The 21,910-nt window shown below is 69.1% G+C and carries 19 protein-coding genes and 1 pseudogene; 10 read left to right on the top strand and 10 right to left on the bottom strand.

Features of this window, described 5'->3' with window-relative positions; all coding sequences use genetic code 11:
* Window positions 1-2: 2 nt before the first annotated feature.
* The 3 genes from ETD85_RS18390 to ETD85_RS18380 are packed head-to-tail and all read right to left on the bottom strand — an operon-like array spanning window position 3 to window position 2,679.
* Window positions 3-959, bottom strand: a complete 957-nt coding sequence (locus tag ETD85_RS18390; protein ID WP_138690945.1) for a cyclase family protein — start codon at window positions 957-959, stop codon at window positions 3-5.
* Window positions 956-1,288 (bottom strand): cupin domain-containing protein, encoded by a 333-nt coding sequence (locus ETD85_RS18385; RefSeq protein WP_138690944.1) that lies wholly within the window; start codon window positions 1,286-1,288, stop codon window positions 956-958. Before ETD85_RS18385 ends, ETD85_RS18390 begins: the two co-directional genes overlap by 4 nt.
* Before the next feature lie 17 nt (window positions 1,289-1,305).
* Window positions 1,306-2,679 carry an amidohydrolase family protein gene (locus tag ETD85_RS18380; protein WP_138690943.1) on the bottom strand — a complete coding sequence of 458 codons (1,374 nt, stop codon included), beginning with the start codon at window positions 2,677-2,679 and terminating at the stop codon, window positions 1,306-1,308.
* Between the two features lie 145 nt (window positions 2,680-2,824).
* On the opposite strand from ETD85_RS18380, the gene ETD85_RS18375 reads away from it, so the two are divergent.
* Window positions 2,825-3,511: a FadR/GntR family transcriptional regulator gene (locus ETD85_RS18375; RefSeq protein ID WP_240779218.1), complete on the top strand. Its 687-nt coding sequence runs from the start codon at window positions 2,825-2,827 to the stop codon at window positions 3,509-3,511.
* Between the two features lie 1,462 nt (window positions 3,512-4,973).
* On the opposite strand, the gene ETD85_RS18370 is transcribed toward ETD85_RS18375, so the two are convergent.
* Window positions 4,974-5,549 carry a GNAT family N-acetyltransferase gene (locus tag ETD85_RS18370; RefSeq protein ID WP_138690942.1) on the bottom strand — a complete coding sequence of 192 codons (576 nt, stop codon included), beginning with the start codon at window positions 5,547-5,549 and terminating at the stop codon, window positions 4,974-4,976.
* A gap of 668 nt (window positions 5,550-6,217) precedes the next feature.
* Here ETD85_RS18370 and ETD85_RS18365 point away from each other — a divergent pair.
* Entirely contained in the window at window positions 6,218-7,123 is a 906-nt protein-coding gene (locus tag ETD85_RS18365; RefSeq protein WP_138690941.1) for a hypothetical protein, read from the top strand.
* A gap of 397 nt (window positions 7,124-7,520) precedes the next feature.
* Here ETD85_RS18365 and ETD85_RS18360 read toward each other — a convergent pair whose 3' ends face one another.
* The gene (locus ETD85_RS18360; protein ID WP_138690940.1) at window positions 7,521-7,700 is read right to left on the bottom strand and encodes a hypothetical protein; all 180 of its coding nucleotides are present in this window, start codon (window positions 7,698-7,700) and stop codon (window positions 7,521-7,523) included.
* Between the two features lie 1,340 nt (window positions 7,701-9,040).
* Between ETD85_RS18360 and ETD85_RS63180 the strand changes: the two genes are divergently transcribed.
* The gene (locus ETD85_RS63180) at window positions 9,041-9,184 is read left to right on the top strand and encodes a hypothetical protein (RefSeq protein WP_170246735.1); all 144 of its coding nucleotides are present in this window, start codon (window positions 9,041-9,043) and stop codon (window positions 9,182-9,184) included.
* Window positions 9,185-9,263: 79 nt separating this feature from the next.
* Here the strand turns inward: ETD85_RS63180 and ETD85_RS65810 are convergent, their stop codons facing one another.
* The 3 genes from ETD85_RS65810 to ETD85_RS18335 form a co-directional block, all read right to left on the bottom strand.
* Window positions 9,264-9,623 carry an STAS domain-containing protein gene (locus tag ETD85_RS65810; RefSeq protein WP_240779217.1) on the bottom strand — a complete coding sequence of 120 codons (360 nt, stop codon included), beginning with the start codon at window positions 9,621-9,623 and terminating at the stop codon, window positions 9,264-9,266.
* A gap of 665 nt (window positions 9,624-10,288) precedes the next feature.
* Window positions 10,289-10,792: a recombinase family protein gene (locus ETD85_RS18340; RefSeq protein WP_206058387.1), complete on the bottom strand. Its 504-nt coding sequence runs from the start codon at window positions 10,790-10,792 to the stop codon at window positions 10,289-10,291.
* 364 nt (window positions 10,793-11,156) lie between these two features.
* Window positions 11,157-11,459 carry a hypothetical protein gene (locus ETD85_RS18335; RefSeq protein ID WP_138690938.1) on the bottom strand — a complete coding sequence of 101 codons (303 nt, stop codon included), beginning with the start codon at window positions 11,457-11,459 and terminating at the stop codon, window positions 11,157-11,159.
* A gap of 449 nt (window positions 11,460-11,908) precedes the next feature.
* Between ETD85_RS18335 and ETD85_RS63175 the strand changes: the two genes are divergently transcribed.
* Window positions 11,909-12,229 (top strand): hypothetical protein, encoded by a 321-nt coding sequence (locus ETD85_RS63175; RefSeq protein ID WP_170246733.1) that lies wholly within the window; start codon window positions 11,909-11,911, stop codon window positions 12,227-12,229.
* A gap of 244 nt (window positions 12,230-12,473) precedes the next feature.
* Here the strand turns inward: ETD85_RS63175 and ETD85_RS66860 are convergent.
* Window positions 12,474-12,782 (bottom strand): annotated as a pseudogene (locus tag ETD85_RS66860) (winged helix-turn-helix domain-containing protein); the annotation flags it as partial.
* A gap of 51 nt (window positions 12,783-12,833) precedes the next feature.
* Here ETD85_RS66860 and ETD85_RS18325 point away from each other — a divergent pair.
* The 4 genes from ETD85_RS18325 (at window position 12,834) to ETD85_RS18310 (ending at window position 14,634) form a co-directional block, all read left to right on the top strand.
* Window positions 12,834-13,193, top strand: a complete 360-nt coding sequence (locus ETD85_RS18325; protein ID WP_138690936.1) for an STAS domain-containing protein — start codon at window positions 12,834-12,836, stop codon at window positions 13,191-13,193.
* Window positions 13,194-13,280: 87 nt separating this feature from the next.
* Window positions 13,281-13,661: an STAS domain-containing protein gene (locus ETD85_RS18320; protein WP_138690935.1), complete on the top strand. Its 381-nt coding sequence runs from the start codon at window positions 13,281-13,283 to the stop codon at window positions 13,659-13,661.
* A 260-nt stretch (window positions 13,662-13,921) separates the two neighbouring features.
* Window positions 13,922-14,278, top strand: coding sequence for a hypothetical protein (locus ETD85_RS18315; protein WP_138690934.1), 357 nt, complete (start codon window positions 13,922-13,924; stop codon window positions 14,276-14,278).
* A gap of 29 nt (window positions 14,279-14,307) precedes the next feature.
* Window positions 14,308-14,634 (top strand): hypothetical protein, encoded by a 327-nt coding sequence (locus ETD85_RS18310; protein ID WP_138690933.1) that lies wholly within the window; start codon window positions 14,308-14,310, stop codon window positions 14,632-14,634.
* A 101-nt stretch (window positions 14,635-14,735) separates the two neighbouring features.
* Here the strand turns inward: ETD85_RS18310 and ETD85_RS18305 are convergent, their stop codons facing one another.
* The gene (locus tag ETD85_RS18305) at window positions 14,736-15,986 is read right to left on the bottom strand and encodes a serine hydrolase domain-containing protein (RefSeq protein WP_138690957.1); all 1,251 of its coding nucleotides are present in this window, start codon (window positions 15,984-15,986) and stop codon (window positions 14,736-14,738) included.
* A 382-nt stretch (window positions 15,987-16,368) separates the two neighbouring features.
* Here ETD85_RS18305 and ETD85_RS18300 point away from each other — a divergent pair, with 382 nt between their 5' ends.
* Together ETD85_RS18300 and ETD85_RS18295 are read left to right on the top strand one after the other, a co-directional pair.
* Window positions 16,369-16,695 (top strand): hypothetical protein, encoded by a 327-nt coding sequence (locus ETD85_RS18300; RefSeq protein WP_138690932.1) that lies wholly within the window; start codon window positions 16,369-16,371, stop codon window positions 16,693-16,695.
* A 176-nt stretch (window positions 16,696-16,871) separates the two neighbouring features.
* The gene (locus ETD85_RS18295; RefSeq protein WP_138690931.1) at window positions 16,872-21,731 is read left to right on the top strand and encodes a DUF4132 domain-containing protein; all 4,860 of its coding nucleotides are present in this window, start codon (window positions 16,872-16,874) and stop codon (window positions 21,729-21,731) included.
* Window positions 21,732-21,910: the final 179 nt, after the last annotated feature.

The following is a 21,910-nucleotide window of genomic DNA, read 5'->3' as shown; positions in this document are numbered from 1 at the left end:
GGCTATTTCAGGAATGTTGCGTTTGGCGTCGAGGCGATCCCGCCCGGCGCCCGAGCGGGCACGCTGACCAGCATCCCCTCATAGACGCCGTCACGCGCGCAGTCCTCGGCGAGGTCGCGCAGCCACCACAACTCCCCCAGAGCCATGCCGAAGCTGCCGATCAGGATCTGATGGATGAAGCCGAACGGCGCCGCCTGCGGGCTGGTGTCGGCAGGCCACGCCTCGACCGCGAAGGTGTCGGAGGCCACGGCCGCGCAATGGGCGTTCCACAGGTAACGGCAGACGTCTTCCGAATGCGCCAGCCCAGGTGCGTGCAGATCGCGCGGCAGGCGTTTTCGCACGCTGTCCGGCTGTTCGGCGTACCAGCCGGTGAAGCCGGTGTGCAGCAGGAGGATGTCCCCCGTTTGGTATTCGACGCCGGCGATCCGCCTGGCCGCCTCCAGCTCCTCGGGACCGAACTCGACGGTCGCGCCGGGATCGTAGGGCCGGCCGAGCGCCCGCATGGCCGCGGGCATGTCCAGCAGGACCCCTCTGCCCGTCATGCCGTGCTCCGCCCACCGGTCGATCGTGTTGCGCCGTCCGGACACGATGTCCTCTGCGGTCGCGCCGTTGTAGTACATCTGGCGGCTGTAGCCGATGTGCGCCAGCGAGTCCCATTGGCTGCCGGCTTGCGGATACACGTTGTCCCACACGTCGTCGAAGCCGATGCCGCCCGGCTGGGCGATCACCTGGTGGCGCGGGTTTCCCCGGTTGCTGTTGAGCGGCGGGGAGAACATCCCGAGCGGCGCGTCCAGAGGAAAGCCGACGCCTCTGCGGACGAGCTTCGCGGCGGCGGCCGTGCGCTCGGGCGTGAGCAGGTTCACCAGCCCCAACTGGTCCCGCTCACCGAACAGACCCCACGCGCTGCGGCCGCCGTCCGGCGCGGGCGGCAGATCGTCGTACTCGGGAAGCTCGGTCATGGCTTCAGCACCACCAGGAGGGTGGCGTCGGCAGCCGAGGCGTTGCGGAGTGACCGCACCTCGCCCGCGGCGAGATGGACCGAGTCGTGGCGGCTCACGGTATGGATACTTCCGTCGCAGGTCAGCTCCAGTTCGCCGGCCAGGACGACGTACACGGTCTCGGCCGCGGTCGGTGCGGTGTCCACCGTCGAGCCGGGCGGATAGTGCGACACTCCCACGGAGAAGCCCCCAGGCCCCCCGGCGTCGAGGCCCTGGAGGCGGCGGGCGGTGACATGGTGGTGGCCAGGCGGCGCGTACGGCACCGCCTCGGCCGCTCTCACGAGATGCACGACAGCGTTCCTTTCGACTACCAGGGCAGGTCAAGCGGAGGATCGGGGAAGAACCCGCCGGTCTTCTCCACCGTCACGGCGACGTACTCCCTGGACTCCTCCAGTCGCGTGCGCACCGATCCCCAGTCCGCGGTCAGCACGCCGGCGCGCTTGCGTACCTGGCCGGCGATGATGACGGTGTCGACGTTGCCGGGGTGCGACTGCGTGATCACGGTGGCGTACGGGTCGTGCACGGGAGCGGTGTTCACGGCGTCGGCACGGATGAGGATCACGTCGGCCTGCTTGCCCGCCCGCAAACTGCCGATGCGAGCGGACTGGCCCAGCGCCTCAGCGCCCCAGATGGTGGCGGCCTTGAGCATCGTCTCGCACGACGGCGGCACCGATTCGGGTGCGCGTCCGGCGGCCATTCCCTCATCGGCCGCGAGCAGGCGCCCCACCTGCATCGCGGTGCGTGCCTGCTGCAGCAGACTGCCGGAGACGGACGTGGTGACGTCACAGCCGAACGTGCAGTGCCCGCCCGCCTGCAGCACCCGCTCCGTGGCCGGGCGTCCCATGCCCATGGCCATCTCGGCCTCGGTGCACGTCGCCACCGAGCCGCCCGAGTCTGCCACCATGCGCAGTTGGTCGGCGGTGGCGTAGTTGAGGTGCACCCATACCAGGTCAGGGCCGAGGAGGCCGGCCTCGCCGAACACGGCCAGATCGTCCACTGGTTCATGGAACAGGATCGCCAGGCCGTTGGTGGTGCTGCGCAGTCCGAGCCGCCGTGCGCCCGTCAGCTCGGTCCGGATGCGGTCGATGCCGACCTCCGGCAGGTCCGACAGCGCGATCCCGAGGGTGACCAGCCCGTCATCCGCGGCCAGGCGTCCTTCACGCAGCCTGGTCGCGAGCGCGAGCCTGCCCTCGGCGCCGGCCAGGGACGCGTCCTGGCCGGGGACGTCGCTGAAACCAAGGGCGAACTGGGTGCGGATCCCGGATTCCAGGCTGCCCTCGATCGCGGCGTCGGCGTGGTCCGGCGTGCTGACCGCGTGGCAGAAGTCGAGCACCGTCGTCACTCCGGCGTCGATGGCCTCGAGCATCCCCGCCAGGTTGCCCACCTGGACGTCCTCGGGCCGGTACACCCCGGAGGCCTGGAACCTGATGCTGCGGAAGTAGTCCTTGAGCACGGAGTCCCCGGTCAGCCCGCGCAGTCCCGCCTGCCAGACGTGCCGGTGGGTGTCCACGAGCCCGGGAAGCACGATGGTCCCGGTCGCGTCGATCACTTCGGCGTCGGCCTCAAGCCCCGGCCCTACCGCGGCGATCACGTCGTTCTCTATCAGCACGTCGGCCAGACGTGGCCGGTCGCCCGGCTCCATGGTGAGCACGGTGCCGCCTTTGACGAGCACACGGTTCATCGCAACCTCCTCGGTGCGGGACAAAGTCGCTGGCCAGCAGGCTAGTCGACGATCATAACCACCCGGATATTTAGGGTGTTATGTTTCTTGCCGGAGCGTACCGCCCGACTGCCGGAATGGCCAGGAATCTGATAGAACTATTCGGGTGGTTAACGCTGAACCCCTGACCCGCGCGGAGGCGCTGGCCGCGGACATCGAGTCGATGATCGTCGAACGCGGCCTCGGTCCTGGCGATCTGATCGGCACGATGGAGGAGTTCCGTGACCGCTCCGGTTACGGGCGCGCGACCATCAGCGAGGCCGCGCGACTGCTCAGCGATCGCGGCGGCGTCGAGATCCGCCCCGGACGCGGCGGTGGCCTGTTCGTGGCTCAGCCCAACCCGATCGTCCGGCTCCGTCACACCCTGCTGACCGTGCGGAAGATGCCCACCACCGTGGCCGACGCCATCGCGGTACGCGAGGCCCTGGAACCTCTGATCGCCACCGACGCGGCACGACACCGGAGCCGACAAGACATCTCCGACCTGCGCAAACTGATGACTACTCTCAGACGCGCCACGACCAGCACCGACCCGTTCCTGCGCGCCAACTGGGCGCTGCACGAACGCATCGCCGAGATCACTCCCAACCACGTCGCCAAGGCCGTCTACCTCAGCATGACCCACTTCATCAGCGATCTGTCCGAGCGTGCCGACCTTGACGACACCGGCCGCTCCGCGGACTACCTCCGCGTGCGATTGCAGGTGCACGCCGAGCTGGTAGAGGCCATCATCGCGGGCGACGTCGCCCGGACCGCGGCAGCAGTCGAGTGCCACCACACTCCTATGCCGTAAGACTGGACGAGGAGGAGCCGCGCCCACCCGACCGGAGATCGGCGCGGCTTTGTTGCCGGCGTGAGCCCACGAGCCATCGGCATGTGACATGTGCGCGGCGCGCTGCCCGTCGTCACGGTCTTCGTACTGATGCCGGATGCCTGGCGCCGCGAGTTCCAGCATGGCGGCGACATCGCTGAACGGCCGGATGCGCGCCACCGGATAGCGGTCCCGACTCTCCCCACCAGAATCCTCGGCTCCACCCGGCATGGGCCCGTGCCAGTTCTCGCGGGGCACCTCGGCTGTGGTGAACATGCCACGGTCCCACCCGATGCGGCCATCCGCTCCCCCGCCGGCGTTCTTGACCGCCGAGAGAATGAGCGGCGTCGGCCGCAGCCCCATCGCATCCAGGCGGCCCAAGCGCAGCATCGGTCAGGTACGAACTCACGTCGAGCGACGTGACCGACTCGGCACCGAACCGGTAGGAGACAAGGCTGCCGTCGTCAGCGAGGTCAGCCTGCATGCGTCCACCTCGGTCACCAAGGACACGTTCCCGTAAGCGGCCCGCGCCCACGCGTCCGGAATGGCCATGCCGTCGCACACCGGCCAGACGCCCCACGGCTCACCATCTGGAGTGCTCCACCACCGAGGGACGAGCAGATGCCTGGGAACCGCCGCAACTACCGGCCGCCACCGGGATTTCCTCAGCGGTGACTTCTTCGGCAAGTCGCTCACTGTGCCTGCTCCACCACATGACGCCTCCTACCGGAGCCCAACCTCGTCGTGACCGTACGTAGCGGGTTGCTCAGTATCGCAACCGCCCTCCCTTGACGCGGTCGAAGGTGGGGAACTGGAGCGCTGGCGGTGCCCAGGCCACAGATCGTCAAGTCGCTGGCCCTGGGCCAAGATCGGCGGCACCGACCTCGGCAGGCTGGAGACGAACGTTGCGGTGCCCGGTCCCCACCATCGAAAGATCACGCAGTACGTGATCGGCACGTGGAGATCCCCGAGCATGTCCCCGATTTGCTCACGAGCGTTTCCTCCCGCGCCGGTCCGGGGACTACCCGACCCAGGACACCGACCAGAAAGGGCACCACTCCCGAGCAGGAAGGTCAGGTCAACAGCCGTGACCAACGTCCTCTGCACTACCCGACCATCTTCACGCACCTTCCGACCCTGCTAAGCCTGGCGAGCGTCTGCGTTTCGCGTCTGGATGGATGTGAGCCGCCTCTGCCAACTCCAATGCCACCACTGCCATGCGGAAGCGGGCCCCGACGGCACGCATGGGGTCATGACCGGAGATGACTGGATCGGCGCCATCGACCAGGTTGCCGCGCTCGGCACCAACTTCGTACAGTTCATCGGCGGTTGTCGCCGCAGTGGCCGTGTCCCATGCAGGTCGTGTTGCTATTTGCAGGGCTCGGCTGGCCGCTGGCGTCTCGGATCGAGAGCGTCCGCACGTCTCAATCAGGCCGATGAGATCTTAGCGAACACCTCGAAGCTCACGCTCCCAATCAGCTCTGGCCAGCGCGTACTCGACCACGCCGTGCTCGAAGCCTTCGATGGCGTCCAGTCCGTCGCGGTGGAAGGTGCGTATGAGTCTCAGGCCGACTTTCTCCATCACGCGCCGGGAGCCGAGATTGACCGTCATCGTCTCTGCGACCACCCGTTCCACCCCCAACTCGGTGAAACCCTTGCGGATCAGCGCACGCGACCCCTCGGTGGCGTAGCCCTTGCCCCAGGCCGACCTGCGTAGCCGATAGCCGATCTCGATCTCGCCGTCACGTGGTGCGTTCTTGCCCGGTCGGAAGTGGAACCAGCCCAGAAACCGTCCGGTGGCCTTCTCCTCCGCCGCCCAGAACCCGAAACCTTCGAATCGCTCGTAGTAGCCGAAGAGCACTGGCAGGACCCGGCCGCGGATCTCCTCGCGGGGAGTCGGCTTGCCGCCGCTGAGGAAGCGCATGACCTCAGGATCACTGTCGAGTTCAACCAGGTTGTCCTCGTCAGCATCGGTGAAACGGCGCAGCGTCAGGCGGTTGGTCTCCAGGAAGATCGACATTCCTCGATTGTCGCATTTCCGAGACTGCGTGGTTGCGCACCGAAGGTTCGGTCGGGACGCTGTGGTTGGCGGTGGCGCCCGAGTGTCAAGAAAGCGATCAGCAGGGCCAGTGACCTGCTCGCCTCCGGGCCGTAGTTCCCGAACCTTGTCTGTATGGTCCGCTGAACGTTCTCGCTGGCAGCCAGGCGCTCCTTGAGCGCGGCCTTGTCGGCTTTGAGCCGGGTGATCTGCGCGTCTCGCGGGTCGGGGATCTCTCCGGCTTCCTGCAGGCCCGACAGACGGCGTTGGAACTCTTCGGCGAGGTGTTGGCAGGGGCCGGGCCGGTCCCCTCGGCGTACAAGCCGGTGCGGGTCACGCCTGCCTGGGCGGCGAGGGTTTTCAGATCACATCGCCCGCCGGCGGGATCTCGCCACGGAGCAGCCGATCCATGGCAGCTCGGATCGCTGCTTCGTTGCGTTGTTGAGCTTCGGCGTTGAAGCGCCCCATGCGCCATCGCGGCAGGTGTGGTGGCCGGTGCCGGCGTAGGTGGGCGAGTCGAGTTCGGTGCCGTACGGGACGGACCGGTTGTGGACCCATGCCTCCTTGATGGCGGAGCCGCCGTGCTCTTGCCAGCGCGCGGCCGCAGGCCGATCCTGGAACGGGGCCAGGCGACCGGCGGGGGACGAATCATGTCTCGACACACAGCATCCGTAGTCGTCACCTGCGTCCTGATCGGTGGCCTGATCTCGGGCTGCGACCAGAGCGACTGCGCCCCGAAGGCGATCGCCGGCGTCTACGAGGCCTATTCGCCCATCGTCCTGGCCGTCCTGCCCGAGGTGGTGCCGAAGACGATCCCGGGAATCGCGGTCAGTCTCGGCCTGTTCGCCGCGGATGCCCTGGCGCGATACCTCATCGAGCACGCGGTGCCGAAGGACAAGACGTGGCTGCTGATCGAGCAGACGCTCCACGGGCAGCGGAAGACGAGCGTGTTCGAGCTCGCCACCGATCACGAGCTCAAGGTCAGCGTGAACGGCGCACAGCTCAAGCACGTGGACCTCTACGTCAAGGAGCGGCAGATCAAGGTGATCATCCCGCGCGGGACCGCGGCGGAGGTCACGGTCACCGACGCCGGGAACGGCGACGAGGTCGCACTACGCGGCACCGTCCCTGGCGACCTCGACGGCTCCCTCGACCTCGACACCGGCCGCATCTCCCCGGACGACTCGCCCGGGGCCCGCGCGGCGGACATCCAGGTCAAGACGTTCGGCTTCGACATAGGTCCGAAGCTGGTCAACGGGGCGACGGCCACGCGGTTCACCGGGACCGGTCGGCCGACGCTGCACGCCTGCATGTCCATGCCCTCCACGGCCTGGACAAGCGCGTTCCAGGACTGGCAGACAGGAGCCCAGGACCGCTCCTGGTGCGTCAGGACCAACGCCGGGCACTACGGCCTCGCCGTCCCGAAACAGACCGGCGTCTTTTGGATCGGCTCCGCCGCGGACGTCGGTGCCGTCTCCTACCTGCTCTGGGCCCAGCCCGGCCTACCCGCGGCCCCTGCCACCGCCGTTCCCGCAGCGCGGATCGACGGGTGCTGACCCGGGCATGAGCGCACGGCGGCGGCCGTCGTCCGGCGGGAAGGCCCGCACCGGCCCCGCGGCGGCCCTCGATGGAGTGGACCCTAGGTGTGCCATCTCGTGAGGTTGGTGACGCCCGAGCTGTCTCGCGTGGGCGTCCCATACGGCCCGGGAATGTGGCAAGCCAGGCACTCCATCCGGCCTCGCGACCTGGTAGCCACAGCGGGTTGACGCGGTCGCGGCCGTCGTGCACCTCGTCGTCGGGCACTACGACGGACAGGGCCGGGGCCTCGGAGGAGGCCGCGGCCCACTCCCGGCCGCCCGGGCGCCCGGTGACGTCGGCCATCGGCCGCTGTTATGAAGCCCTCACGTGCCTGGCGATGGCGGGCTTGTACGCACGCCGTCGCTGCCGTTCGGGTCAGGCGTCGCCGCCTTCGGATTTGTCGGTGCTGTCGAGGCAAAGGATGAGGCCGGAGGTATTGCCGAGCCAGATCGAGGGATCGCCCTTCAGGGCGATGTAGCTGGCCTGTGAGCCGAGAACGCCCTTGACGGTGACGCGGACCTCTGCGAGATGCCACATGTCGGTGTCGGGGTTCACGCGGATGTAGACGTCGCGCTTGAGCAGGTCCTTGAAGAACAGTTTCGGGTTGGCGGGGTTGTTGTAGTCGGGCGACTCGATGTTGTGCGCAGGGCCGAAGGTGTAGTGGTCGTGCTGCCCGGCTCGCCGTCGTCGACGCTTGGGAGGTCGAGACAGAATTCGCGTCCGGCGATTCCGAGGTATGCCTGACCGTTGAAGCCGCCGTAATAGTTGGCGTCGTCGGGGCCAGTGCGAATGTGGGCGTCGATGCTCTCGATGGGATCATTCGGGTTGACGGGGGCCATGGGCGATCCTTCCATCGCCGATTACTTTCCGGAGTCATTTGACTCCATAGAGTAATAATCGACTCGGGGAGCGGTAACCCGGAAGAGTCCCAAAGCGGCCGGATTTTCCTGGACGGCAAGGATTTTGGAGATCACTAACGCTGTAACCGACCCACCGGACCTCGCACCGGACCACGCGCCGGTTCACCCCCAGTGCTGGGACAGGAGCAGCACGCCTGTCCGATCGAGAACGATGGCGCACTGCCACCCGATGAACGTTTCTGATCAGGACACTCTATGAGCGACTCATCGCAACCGAATGAGCACTTAGGGTCGACCGTGGGACGGTTGCTACAGGAAATCGAGACGTCGTGCGGCGACTGCGGCGGGTCGGGGCGGCGCGAGCCTGTGGCATGGATCCGATGGAACCAGACATGGGCGTTTCTGGTGGCTCGCGCGCGTGAGGAGCGGGAGAAGGCGGGCATGCCGCCCCGCCAGTGGGTGACGGGCTTGGAGAACGTTGTCGGCATCCACGGCGCGGGGCCGACGCCTCCTCCGGAGAAGGTCCCGGCCGAGGTGGCGGCAGCCGAAAAGGCCTGCGCAGGAGTCGGCTTATGCCTCACCGAGGATGGGCAGCGTCTGGCCAAGGTTTTGGAGAGGTACGGCTTCATCCGCACAAGGGAGCCTCGCTCGACCCCGCCACCGCCCGAGCCGCCGTCTCGACCTCCGAACGAAACTTACGGGCAGCATGAGATGAGCACCGGAAACGTCAGGCTGAGCCGTAGGGGTCAGCGCACGGCCGACGTTGAATCCTGGCGACGGCGTCGGCGATCCAGCCGGGCACGTGACGCCCGGTTGCAAGGACCGGGCTGATGGTCGTCGGCAGGTTGGCGGCAACGATTCCGGCGTCGCGCAGGTCCGCGGCGACTCGGCCTGTCGTTAACGAAGCGGCCACGCAGTACATTCGGGGCCGTTAGCCCTGATCAGCACACATGTAGATCAACGAGCCCGGCGACGGGCCGCCGGATCGTGCTCGGCGGGGATGCGGGCGGAGGTTTCTTCGCCGAAGCGGACGTAGTGGCCGAAGCTGGACAGGTGCTGGCCGCAGGACTTGGCCTGGAGTTCGGAGGCGGTGCGGCCGGCGGCGGCCAGATGGGGCAGCGCGCTGTGCCGCAGCTGGTGCAGGGTCCAGCCGTCGCCGTGCGGGTCGAGTTCGGCTGAGGCGGTCGGCGACGCTCCCCGAACTGGGCGGTGATGGACATGCCCCCGACCTGAGCTGGCAATCCATCCACCGAGCGAGTCAGGCCAGGGCGGCTAGTGCCTCCTCCAGGCTGTCATACACCGGCACGACCTTGGCCAGGCCGGTGATCCACATGACCCTGAGGCGGGCATATTCGACGCCGATGAGGGCGAAGGCGCCGCCGGTGGCCTGACTGGCCTGCCAATGGTGGATGATCAGACCCAGCGCGCGGGAGTCCATGAACGTCACCCCGGACAGATCCAGGATCATCGACGGCCCGGCCCGCGACAGGCACTCGGCGAACTGCTCACGCCGGGTAGCGTCCAGGTACCCCTCGACGGTGATCACCATGATGGGGCCGGCGAAGGACGACGTCAGGCGCAACGTCGCAGCATCCCGATCGTCGGCGGATGTCGTCACGGCGTCATCGTATGCGCGCCCGGGGTGCGCTGAACGCCCGCGGAGGTCTCTGTTCGAGCTCAAGCGGCCGCGCCGCGCCGCTGTGGGGACGCCGGCACTTGGCTGTATGAACGGCACCGGCTTTCGCCGGTGCGGCTGGCCAGGAGTTTCGGCAGGCGATCTCTCAGGTAGGGCAGGACGCTGCCCTTTGCTCTCGTACTTGGTCTGCCCCCTTGTGCGCCCCAGCTTGGTCATCCCCGCCTAGCAGTCACCACCCCCTTCAAGCGCTTCTGTTCCGGCCTCCTACTCGCCCCCGTCTCCGCCATCGCCAAATCCCCCGTCTCCACTTCTCCCGCCTCCGTCATACCCAGCGCCTCCGTGGCGGTCGGCACTCCCGCCTTGGCCAGCACTTCCGTCCGGAGAGTCACGAAACACGAACGCGATGAGCAGGCAGGTTAGGAAGATGCCGAGCGAGAGGGCCCAAAGTCCGACCGCATCGCTACTGACCGTCAAAAAGAGCACAAAAGCTCCCATAAGCGTCAAAGCGACTTTCGTACTCGGACGCACGACGACCTCCTTGTTTCCGAGGAACCTCACCATTTCTCGCTGAAAGCAATGAAGTCAATACACCTCATTCGCCGTGGCGAGGGCGGGCCTGGAGTTGGTGGTCTGGAACCCGCGGTGGATCATCCCGGGACCGACGCCGATGTCGCCGTGGCGTTCGCCTTATCGTGGTCGCGAAGCATGCGCAGGACGGTGGCCGGTGAGGGGTGTCGGCCCTTCTTATTGCCCTTGGCGATAACGAGGCGGGCGGCGATGTCGTACAGGCTGTGGTCCTGGCCGCGCAGGCGCAGGGCCATGAACAGCAGGGCCTCGTCGGTGACGGCGCCGCCGATGGTCTTGCCGCGCGGGGTGCAGGCGGATTCGTGGCCTTCCAGGCTGCGATCGCAGATGTACTCGCGTTCCATCCCCGACAGAGCCGCAAGCACGGTGAACACCACGCCGGACGGGTCATGGCTGCTTTGCAGTTCGCCGGTGAGGAATTCCAGGCCGATGCCGGCAGCAGCGTCCCTCAGGTCAACGCCGCACCGTCGGCGAGCATTCTGCTGTGCACCGCGGGTCTGGGCACCGTCTCCAGCATCTACTCCACCGTTCACCCTGACGATCACCTGACAGGCCGGGGCGAGCACGCTATTTATGGCAAACTCCGCCCCCCACTCTCCCTCACATTGCCGGCGGGTAGAGCGCCGCTCCGTTTCAGGGGGCGTTCACTTGTCGGTGAGTTCTGGCACCACCCCGCGCGGGCCGCCCGCGCTCGCCGACGCCACCGCGCCGCCCGCTCGCGGGCGGCCTCCAGACGCTCGGCAGCCCGCTCTGCTGCGCCCCGCGCGTTCTGTGCCCGCTCTGCGGCGTGCGCGACGCGGCGCCGGTACTCCTCGACATCGGTCCACCACTGGCCCCGGGAGGCGTCCACCGGCCCAGTGTGCGCCCCTTCGGCCATTTTGTCCCCGCTTCCGTCACTCGCGGGGCGGGGCTCGCATATGACGGCAGCGTCTAGTTGCGGGGGTTCGCGCCGGGGTTGTAGGGGTCCTCCCACTCCAGCACGGCCGGGCGTGCCATTACCGGGTCATACGGCCCTGCCTTGGCACATCCCTCCGGCGGGCAATAGTGATGCGGACTGAACCGCTCCCAGAGAGGGCGGCCTCCCTCCGTCAGGTCCGGGCAGGCCACTGGCGCGCCGGTGCGGGCGTCGGTGCAGCCGGGTGGAGGGGCAGCGGCCCGCACGGTGGCGGACGACGCGGGCGGCGTGGCGGCCAGTAGGGCGGCGGCGGCCGGGGCCAGGAGAAGACGACGCATGACGGTGCTCCCTTCCAGGGCGGACAGGTCCGCCTCAGGAGATAGCCACCCGCCGTGAACACGGAACGTAACCAATTGCTACATTGTGTTGTTTTCGCAGATAAGACGTAGCGGGCAGACCATCATCAACGCCACGGCAGCCCCCCGCGCGGATCGCCCACGCCCAGTTCCACGCCCTGGCAGGCATCATCAGCGAGCACTCCATCGGATATCGGCTGTAGTCCGGAATCCTGGCAACTCGAGATCGCCGACCGTCTGAAGGGCATCGAGAAGACCATGGACCACATGGACATCAAGGTGAATCGCCCCGGGTTCGGTGGAGACTTTGGAGTGCAGGCCCGGCGGGTTGCGCACTGCTGGGCTCCTGGAATGACAGAACAAGCCTCTGTCGTTTCAACTGAGTGAGCAGGCGACCCCTTGGAGTGAGGTGTAGCGGGATCATGCGAGCCATGCGCTTGACCACGAGGCCCGGCCACCGCCTGGACGTGGGTCTGATCCTGATCGCCTGCCTGTGGCTGCTTGCCACGCCTTTGCTGTTGTTTCTCGCTCTCGCGTTTGGGTTCTTTGTCGATGAGGCCGGTCCGGCGGACGAGGGAGCCGCCGACGTATTCGACGTAGCCACCTGCCTGTTCGGTCTGGGGCTACCGTTGGCTGGGATGATCACCGCTGTGGTAGGCAGAAGGCCAGTGGCCGCCGGGCTCTTCGCGGTGAGCACTGTTCTGTTCTTCCTGCTTGTCCAGCAGATCCAATGGTTCCCGCTGAGCTGGTGATCCAGCACCGCAGCGGGTTAGGCCTGGGCGGCCAGCGCTTCCTGCAGGCTGTCCTACAGCGGCATGACCTCGGCCAGGCCGGTGAGCCACATGATCGTGAGGCGGGTGTAGTCGGCGTCGATGAGGGCGAAGGCGCCGCTTGTGTCGCACACGGTACCCATCGGAAACCACCGACGAAGAATGCGCTCCACTGCCGGTCGAGGTTGAGGCTGTAGCGGTTGCGCCGCCCGATGCGCTCGCGGGTCAGATAGCCGGCTTCGTAGAGATCGCGCACGATGTTCTGCGCGGTGCGTTCGGTGATGCCGATGCTGGCGGCGATGTCGCGCATCCGGACGCCGGGGTCGCGAGCGATCTCGATCAGGACCCGCGCGTGGTGAGTGAGGAAGGTCGCCCTTCTTCCTCGAAGGCTGGTGCAGACCCGGGAGGACGAAACTTCATGCCGGAATGTATGGCGAACCGACTTTCGTGTATTGCATCTCGGGCTTACCCTTTCAGGTAACGGCGGTGACGTCCACCGCCGCCCCCAGGTGGTCACGAGCGAGGAAAGGGCCATGTCCATCACCATTGCGTCCGCCGCCGACCGGCTGACCCAAGGCGGAGCCCCATGACCCCCCTAAGCCTGGAGCGCCGGCCCTTGACCGGCGCGAGGCTGATCACGGTGACCGGCGAGCTGGATGCCAGCAACGCCGACTGGTTCACCTCCCAGATCGAGCACGGTGTGCAGCCGCGCGTGCCGACGATACTGGACCTGCGCGGGCTGACCTTCATGGACAGCAGCGGCCTGCGCGTGCTGCTGCGCCTCAACGCGGCCACGCCCCTACATCTGGTCGCGGTGCACGACGTGCCCGCCCGGCTGTTGCAGATCACCGGCGTGTGGCAGGCGATGACCGTTCACGACCAGGTGGAGCAGGCGATCGCCGCCGCGCAGGCCATCGACGACGCCTCTTCCGCTGAGCCCGCATAGCCGGGGCCCAGCAGGGCGATCCCACCGACAGTGCCGCCTGTTCATTTGAGCGTTCTCCGCTTCGCCTAGCCGATCAAAGAGGATTCGATGTCCGCACTCCAGATGCACCACCAGCACCTCACCGGCGTCACCGTGATCACGCTGGCCGGAGAGATCGACCTGGCCGGCACGCCACAGCTCCACCACTTCATCGGCAAAGCCCGCCAGACACCCGCCGATCACCTGGTGTTCGACATGGCCGAAGTGACCTTCATGGACAGCAGCGGCCTACGCGTCCTGCTGGACGCCTTCGCCTACGCCCAGCAACACGGCGGCACCGTCCACCTGACCGCCCTACAGGGCCCACCGGCCCGCCTGATCGAGATCACCAAGGTAGGGCAACACCTTCGCGTGCACACCAGTACCGACATCGCCCTGGCCACCATCCTCACCGCCCTAGACCTGTCGCCCGCCACCCACCGGCAGTGAGCCCGGCTCCTCCCCCATCCTCCCGGCAACAACCGTTCTCGCGACAACCCACGCGGTCAGGCAACGAACCCAGGAGGGCGCTTGATCATGCCCGGCCGGCGATTCCTTTTCAAAGCCGGCTTATGCCCGATGAATGTCCGGTTGCTGACCTGTCTCGCCTATATGGGGACGCACATACTCAGGCCATGAAACCGACGATGCGGGGCTACCCGGCAAGTTCCCAGAAAAGAAATCGCCGTATGCGACCACTACGCAGGTTGGTGACGACCGCCGTGGCGAGCACCGCCGTCGTGGCCACGCTGGCCGCGCCGGCCCAGGCCGCCGGGGGGACGAAATACTGCCCGTCGACCAGCGGCGGCGAGCCGTGGTGCACCATGGACCTCTACCCGACCCGCTTTCCCGGCGGAACGATCTCGATCGACGTCGACGTAAGCGGAAACACGCCCGTTCTCACCCGCTGGAATCTCTACATCGACGGCGGAAAAGTCTGCTCGGCGGAATTCCTCCACAGCGACCCGCCTCGCTCGTGGGTGTGCAGAAACGTCCGGGCCGGGGTCCCCACACTCGACGCGGGACGGGCGATCGGCGCATGGGCACGGCTGGGGCTTCGCTGGTGATTCCCGTTTCCACGAAAGGTCTGACGACGATGAGACTGCCGACAAAACTGGTGGCGCTCGCGGGCGCCGCCATCATGCTCAGCGCTGCGCCGCTCACGGCGGCCCAAGCCTCGACGTCCACGGTGGCCGCCGCCGACTGCACCATCACCCCGCACGCCGACTGGCGACCGGCCGAGGTGCATGTCCGATGCCGTACGACCGGGCCGTTCAAGGCGATCGCCCTCTGCACCAGCAAGTGGTACAAGGACAAGTGGTTCGAGTCGCCCTGGACCAGCGCCGGCTCGACCGCGCAGGTCGCGTGCCCTCTCACCGACACCCTGACGGGCTGGGGCAAGCAGGGCGGCGGCAGCGCCTGACATCCGATACAGCGTCCTGGTGGCTGCTCGGGTGTCATCCCTCGTAATTCTGGGCCGGCCACCCCGCATCGCCGGGTGCGGGGCGGCGGGTGGCGGGACGGTCAGAAGTAGTTGGGGGTGAGGTCCGTGGTGGGCCAGGTCGTCACGGCGCCGGTCGCCTGGCCGAGGATGGGGTCGATGGTGTCGAAGTCGGGCGTGCCCGTCTCCTCCCGCCGGTTGAAGATCGCGCAGTAGCTGACGCCGTTCTGGATCCGCGCGAAGAAGCTGAACGTGCCGGGCAGCGACCCGTTGTGCCAGGTGTTCAGCGTGCCGACGTTGTTGTTGCGGACCTGCCAGCCCAGGCCGTACCACCAGCCGCCCGGCTGCACGCCGATCTCCGGCTGCGCGAACACCTTCGAGATCGACGCCGCGTCGAGCACCGGCCCGGCCCCGTCGAACACGAAGCCCCACTTCACCAGATCGACCGCGGAGGCGAGCCAGCCGCCGTTGGCCCCCTGGTTCGGCATGCTGAAGCCGCCGTAGGGAGAGGGCACGGTCGCGCCCGAGTCGTCCACGACGCTCTTGGAGGTGTACTGCGACACGTACGGCACCTCGGTGGCGTACGCCTGCGAGCGCAGGCTCCTGCCCAGGCGCAGCCGGGTGATCCCGATGGGGTCGAGCAGCCTCTTCTGTACGTAGGTCTGGTATGTCATGCCGGAGATCTCCTCCAGCACCCGCGCGGCCAGCAGGTAGCCGTAGTTGCTGTAGACGTACTTGGTGCCCGGCGCGAAGTCCAGCTTCCGGCCGGTCACGTACTTCATGATGTCCTCGCGGTCGATCGGCAAGTACGTGCCCAGGGAGGCCGCGATCGTGGCGTCGTGGAAGAGCGGGTCATAGGTCGTCGTACGGTCCCAGCCGCCGGTGTGCTGGAGCAGCCGCGTCAACGTGACGTCGGCCAGCCGCGAGTCGGCGGTGGTGGACAGCCCGAGTATGGGCGCCACCTTGGCGTTCAGGTCGATGTTCTCGTCCTGGGCCAGCCTGGTCAGCGCGGCGGCCGTCAGGCTCTTGCTGAGGCTGGCGATCCGGAACAGTGAGGTCGGCTGCACGGCGACGGTCGCGCCGTTCTGGACGTACGAGCCGTAGCCGCGGGCGAGCAGGATCTTGCCGTTCTTGGCCACCGCGAGCTGGGCGCACGAGATGTTGCGCTCGGTGATGTACGTCTTCATGGCGGCGTCGAAGCCGGCCAGCTGCGCAGGCACGACCCCGGTCACCGGGATCGCCGCCGCCGCCTCCGCCGCCGCGGACCGGGTACCGAGTACGAGCGCGGGCACCATCCCGGCCCCGGCCTGAAGCACCCGCCGCCTGCTGATCATCGTCACGCGTTCCCCTTTGATCACATCTGTCACAGAGGAGATCTTTACTACCACAGCGAACTCAAGGTCTCTATGGCGGAAAAGGCCTTTGCGTCGGGTCCGGAACCGGCGACGCTAGGTGATCACTGCTCGGGGCGTACAGGTGATGCGAGGCCACTGCCGGGACGGCGGCTCGGCCTTGTCACCGGCGTCAACCTCTGCAGGCTGAAAAGACCTTGGGCAGGCAGCCGAATAGATTAATCCGACTAATCTATTCGGCTCCTCCGGGCCCGCTGATACTGAATCCCGACCGCTCAGCCTCGTCGAGGCGGATCCAGCGATGTCGCAGGTCGCCCGACAGGTGGCGGACCATCCCGCGCCTATGAGCAGGAGGTTTCGCGCAATGACCGTTCTTCGGAAGCTGATCACCGTCGCCGTGGTGAGCGCGGCGACGGCACTGGCCGGAGCCACGGTGGCCTCGGCCGAGTCGTACGCCACCGACCCGCCCGACGTGGTTCCCGTGACGCAGGAGTTCGGGGGCATGGGATCGGGCCCGACCCAGGAAGCCGCCTTGTCCGCCGCCATCGCTGAGGCTGACGCGCAGGCCGCGGCCGCGGGATTCACCTACGACGACTGCAGCATGCTGCAGGACGGGATCATCACGGGCGGAGTACGCCCCGGCTTCCCGGTGCTCTACCACGCCCTGGTGACGCTCAGCTGCCTAGGCTGACCAGGCACGCGGCCGGCCGGGACACCACCGTGCACCCCCGACCAGCCCTGAATCACGGCGCAGATCGTCACCTCGGCGTGCTACACCTCCGCTGTCCTCCCGCCGGACGCCGGCAAGGGCAGGTAGATCATCCGTTTCCCGCAGAATGTCGCAGGGATGATCAAGAATGGTGCGCCATGGGATGGATCAGGATCGCGACGGGCGACGAGCTCACCGTCAAGGGGACGCGGCGGCCGGTGCTCGCCTGCCGGACGGCCGCGGGCCACGTGCCGGCCAAGGTCCCCGCCAACGTCAGGAAGGATCCGGCCGCGGTACGCCTCGCCGCCCTCTGCGACCGGCTCGGCGAGCGCGTGCGGGCGGTGCACGACCAGGTGGAGTCCTGGATGGTGCGCTCGCTCCCCGTCCCGGCCACGGTGTTCGCGGCCGTGTGGGACGACCCGGTGTGGCGCGAGACGCTCACCGACCTGGTCATCGCCCCGATCGTCGACGGCGCGCCCGACCTCGGCCGCTGCGCTCTCCTGCGCGAGGGCGCGTGGACGGGCGCGGACGCCTTCGCGATCCCGCACCCGCTGCTGCTCGGCGACGAGCTGCTCCTCTGGCGGGGACGGCACCTCACGCAGGTGGTCGAGCAGGTGCGCCGCGAGGTGTGGACGCGTCCCGCGAGCATGGACCGTACGTTCGGCGTGGTCGACATCTTCGGATACATGGACGGCCGCTACGAGAGCGGTGCCGCGTTCGAGCGCCGCGTGCACGAGCTGGGCGGGCGCATCAGGGGGGACCGGGCGCGGTTCACCGTGCACGCGCCCGAGCCGCTCGGCATCGAGATCGACCTGCACTGGAGCGGGCCGATGAGCCCGGCCTACCTGGCGTGCCTGAGCTTCACCTCGGGCGGCCGCGAGATCGGCGACATCGCCTGGTCCGAGGGCGTCCGCATTCTCATGGCTCTGTACGCGGACCGCACCGTGGACGAGACGGAGCCGGTGGTGGAGGCGGCCGAGGCCTACTCCTGCTACTGCGACGCCCGCCAAGGCGAGCCCGGAACGGTGGCGCCTTCCGCCATCGCCGACCCGACGCGCGACGTGCTGTTGCGCGCCGGGGCGGTGCTGCCGGGCACGCCCGCCTGCTCAGACGAGGACACGTGCGTCGCCGTCCGCTACGAGCACGCCGTCCTGGACGAGCCGGTCGTCGAGCTCGTCCGCCGCGCGGCCGTCGACGGCGATAAGGCCGAGAAGTCGCTGTACGGCCTGGACCCGATGGCGGAGACCGGCGTCGGCACCGTGCACGCGGGCCCGCTCGGCTTCCTCGCCTCCGCCCTGCGCCGTTACCCGGCGCAGCGCGCCCGCATCCTGGCCGCGCACACCGACCTTCGGGCCGCCCGCGGCCTGGCCGCCCGCAAGCCCGGCCTCGCGCGCACCGCGCTCACCCGTACCGGCGACGACCTGGAGACGCACGCGCCCGAGCTGCTGCCGCCGTTCTACGAGGAGTGCGCGCGGATCCTGGCCGCCGCGGGCAGCGCCCGCTTCGCCGCCGCCTTCTTCGACCAGGCCCGCGCCGCCGAGGAGGCGCACGCGCTGCCGGTCGACGAGGCCGCGCTCGTCGCCACGCACCTCGCCGCGGGACCGGACGCCGCCGGAACAGCCACGCTCAAGAAGCACGGCAAGCGGCTCGCCACCCGCCATCCCGCACCCGGCGCGTACCGCTGGCACCGCAGTCTGCTCACCGAGTGGTGCGAGAAGGTCCCGGACGGCGCGGACGGCGCGCTGGCCCTGGCCGACGGCTGGGCGGCGCTGGCGAAGGCCGCCGGGCACGCGCTCGGCGGGCCCGAGGATGAACGCGCCGTACGTGCCCTGCTGGAGAGCGGCTGCATGGAGTCGGCGCCGCAGGCCCTCTGGAAGTTCGTCCTCGCGTTGCTCGGCCCGATGGCACGGGCGGACGCGGGCATCGGCCGCGCGCTCCTCGGCATCCTGCCGCTGCCCGCCAAGGACACCCCCAAGGCGAAGAACGCGGCAGTGTCGCTCCTCCTCGGCAACCTCGCGAGCGCGGGCCTGACCGCCCCGTTCACCACGTCCCCAGGGCTGGCGGGGGCGGCGGCGAAGGACTGGCTCGGCCGCTTCCTGAAGCTGTACGCGGGGCTCGCGCTCCCCGTCGCCGGCCTCGGCGACCTCTTGCACGACGCCGGTACGCGGCTGCGCGCGGAGGGTCTCACCTGCGACGGCCACGAGGCGGTGCTGGGAGTGGACGAGGACGAGGTCAACCACTGGGAGGAGACCGCCGCCGATCTCCCGCTCCTCGATCTCCTCCTGGATCGCGGCGTCCCGCTCGCGCGGCCCCGGCTGCTGCACACGTTCAAGCTGTACGACCGGCTCGCCTCCGGAGCGGGCACCGACCTGGCCGCCGTCGCCGCCGACCCGGACTGGGCTCCGCTGCTGCGCGACGCGATCGTGGGCAACGTGACCAACCAGCTCAACGTCACCGAGCCCGCCGTCCCGAAGCAGACCGCCCCCGAGACCGTACGAGTCCTGACCTCGACACCGGGAACGGCGCGGATCGTCGCCGCCATCCTGGCCGAGCATGCCGAGCGGGTCCCGGATCACGGCCTTCCGGACGCGCACGCCGCCCTGTGCGACGCCGAACGCTTCACCATCGCCGGAGTCCCCGGCCCCCTCCTGGACAGCGTCCGGACGATCGCGACCGGCACGGACCCGGCCCGCGCCCTCGCCACCACGCTGAGCGGCGGCGTCCTCGACGAGCTGGAGCTGCCCGCCTTCATCCCCGGCCACGTCAACACCATCACCGACTACCTGGAGGAGAGCGGCGCCGACCTGCTCCTGATCGAGTCCGGCCGGCTCTGGGAGCACAAGTTCCGGGCCTCCGTCGTCACAGCGGATGGAGCCGGCCCGTCCCACGGCTTCGGCACGTACGAGCCCGTCTCCAGCCGGTCCCACGAACGGACCGAGGCGCGCGACCTCTACGACCGCTGCCTGATCGTCGTGAACGGCCGGGTGACCGTGCTGGACCACGGCGGCCCGCACTGCCCGCACGACAGCGCGCACCCCGCCGCCCGCCGCGTCGTGCCTGCCGACGGCGAACGGATCGCCTTCCCCGGCGGCGCCGAGGCCACCGTGTGGCGCGGCCAGGGCCGGATCATCGAGCTGCGGGATCCGGCCGGGCGGACCATCGGCCGCTACGTCCGCGGCTGGGGCAGGGTGCCCGAGCACGACGGCGCCGAGAACATCGGCACGGTCGAGCACCACCGCTACGCGTCCGGGACCCGCCTGGTCGCGCCGCCCGGCCGGTGGTCGGCGATGCGGCCGCGCGACCCCGAGGGATCCAGGGCGCTGCGCGCCGTCGACGACAAGAAGGCGCAGGCCCTGATCGACGTCGCGGACGCCGCGCTCGCCGCCGGCCTCATGCGGGTGCTGGACCCCGAGAGCGGGTACGCGGACAAGGACGCCGCCCGCGACGAGCTGGCGGGACGGCTCCGCCCGCTCCTGCCGGAGATCACCGACGAGTCGCTCTGGAAGGGCGTCACGTTCCTGGTGTGGACGGCCGTCGAATGCCGCGAGCGCGCGTTCGCCCTGCTGGCACGCCTGGCGCTGACCCCGCCGCTCCACCTGCGCCCGGCGCCCGCCTCCGCGGCACCCGCCGTCCGGTCCGGGAAGTCCCCCGAGCCGGACGATCCGGGGCCTGAGTCCGCGTACGAGAGGATCGTCCACTTCTCCCGTGCCGCGGTCGATGTGCCGTACGACAAGAAGATCGCGACGTTCGACACCTCGGCCGTCGTGGGGGTCGAGAACACGCTGGGCCGCCTCGGCGCCGCCGTCCTGGGGGCCGCGTGGGGCGACGGCGGCGGGCGCGCGCGACTGCTGAGACTGGCCGCCGTCCCCGAGCTCCTCCGCACCGACGGCACCTGGCACGTCGCCCGGCTGCGCCCGGAGTACGACCTCGGGCAGATCCGCTCGGGCCACGGCCCCATCGCGGCCGCCGCCATCGCCGACTACGAGCAGGTGGGACACGGGTACGCGGTCACGGCGCTCCTCCACACCCCGGACGGCCCCGACCCGCTCCTGTTCACCCGCAACCGCGCCGTCGAGCTGCGGACCTGCCGGGGCTGGGGCGACCCGGACCGGCTCCGGCGGGCGCTCCGCCTGATCGCCGAGAACGGCCCGCCGCCGGTGGACCGGGAGGCGACCGTACGAGCGTTCGCCGAGGCCACCGGCCTCTCACCGGCCCAGTGCCTGATCCTGCTGTCCACCTCGGCCCGCACGCTCTCCTGGCCGGACGGCTGGGCGCGGGGCCGCGTCGCCGCCTTCCGCAAGGCCGACGCCGCCCGCGCCCGCGAACTCGACCTGACCGAGATCGAGCTGCGCATCGCCGCGCTCTCCCTGGAGGCGCTCACCACCACCGACGAGTCGGTCGAAGTCGTCGAGCTGCTCATGCCCGACGACCCGGCCGACCTCTGGCGTACGGGCCCCGACCTGGACCGGGCGGTCGCGTACTGGACGGAACGCCACCCGAGGCTCGCCCCGCTCACCACCAAGCAGTGGGTCACCCTCGCCTCCGGCGCCGAGGACGCCCTGGAGCCGCTGATCGCCCTGCTCGGCGAGCGTCCGTCCGTACCGCCGCTGGGTCACGTCGCCCGCGCTGCGAGGCTCCTGGCCGACCGCCTGCCCAAGGGCCACCCCGCCCGTACGACCGCCGCCGCCCGCCTGCGTGACCTGCACGAACACGTCACCGGCCCGGACACGACCCTGCCCATCGCCGCCGGGGTCACCTCGGTCACCGCCCTGGAACGAGCCGCCGGAGCGAGCGCGGCCCACCTCCCGGGGAGCAGGCTCGCCATCGGCGAAGCCCTCACCCTGGAGCCCGCCGGGGCCGGCTACCGCGTCCACCTCCGCCCGTCCCGCTGGTCCGACCTGGACGCGCTGGCCCCGGCCCTCCGCCGCGGCGGCGCCACCGATGCCGCCCTGGTCATGGAGGACCTGCGCTTCCTCCGTTCGTCCGAGCCGCTGGAGGCCGCGGCCCGGCTGGAGTGACGTTCCCGGAGGTGTACAGGTGGGGCGGCCCGCTCCACCCGGTCGGCGCAAGCGATCAGATTTGTTGATCGATCCTGGCAAATCATGACAAGCCGTCGTACGCTCGCGAGCGGCGGTCGTGATTCCCGGCCGCTCTACTGTTACGGGGAGTACACGTTCATGAGCCGACTTCGGCGTGC

This window comes from Nonomuraea zeae (assembly GCF_005889725.1).
Lineage (GTDB): Bacteria > Actinomycetota > Actinomycetes > Streptosporangiales > Streptosporangiaceae > Nonomuraea > Nonomuraea zeae.
Note: the sequence above shows the minus strand (reverse complement) of the source record. Positions and strands in the feature narration are given on the sequence as shown.

Bases quoted from the DNA above. Each gene is read 5' to 3' on its own strand.
- ETD85_RS18390 (WP_138690945.1), bottom strand. From the start codon at position 959: ATGACCGAGCTTCCCGAGTACGACGATCTGCCGCCCGCGCCGGACGGC.
- ETD85_RS18380 (WP_138690943.1), bottom strand. From the start codon at position 2,679: ATGAACCGTGTGCTCGTCAAAGGCGGCACCGTGCTCACCATGGAGCCG.
- ETD85_RS18370 (WP_138690942.1), bottom strand. From the start codon at position 5,549: ATGTCGATCTTCCTGGAGACCAACCGCCTGACGCTGCGCCGTTTCACC.
- ETD85_RS18365 (WP_138690941.1), top strand. From the start codon at position 6,218: ATGTCTCGACACACAGCATCCGTAGTCGTCACCTGCGTCCTGATCGGT.
- ETD85_RS18335 (WP_138690938.1), bottom strand. From the start codon at position 11,459: ATGCGTCGTCTTCTCCTGGCCCCGGCCGCCGCCGCCCTACTGGCCGCC.
- ETD85_RS63175 (WP_170246733.1), top strand. From the start codon at position 11,909: ATGCGCTTGACCACGAGGCCCGGCCACCGCCTGGACGTGGGTCTGATC.
- ETD85_RS18325 (WP_138690936.1), top strand. From the start codon at position 12,834: ATGACCCCCCTAAGCCTGGAGCGCCGGCCCTTGACCGGCGCGAGGCTG.
- ETD85_RS18320 (WP_138690935.1), top strand. From the start codon at position 13,281: ATGTCCGCACTCCAGATGCACCACCAGCACCTCACCGGCGTCACCGTG.
- ETD85_RS18310 (WP_138690933.1), top strand. From the start codon at position 14,308: ATGAGACTGCCGACAAAACTGGTGGCGCTCGCGGGCGCCGCCATCATG.
- ETD85_RS18305 (WP_138690957.1), bottom strand. From the start codon at position 15,986: ATGATCAGCAGGCGGCGGGTGCTTCAGGCCGGGGCCGGGATGGTGCCC.
- ETD85_RS18300 (WP_138690932.1), top strand. From the start codon at position 16,369: ATGACCGTTCTTCGGAAGCTGATCACCGTCGCCGTGGTGAGCGCGGCG.
- ETD85_RS18295 (WP_138690931.1), top strand. From the start codon at position 16,872: ATGGGATGGATCAGGATCGCGACGGGCGACGAGCTCACCGTCAAGGGG.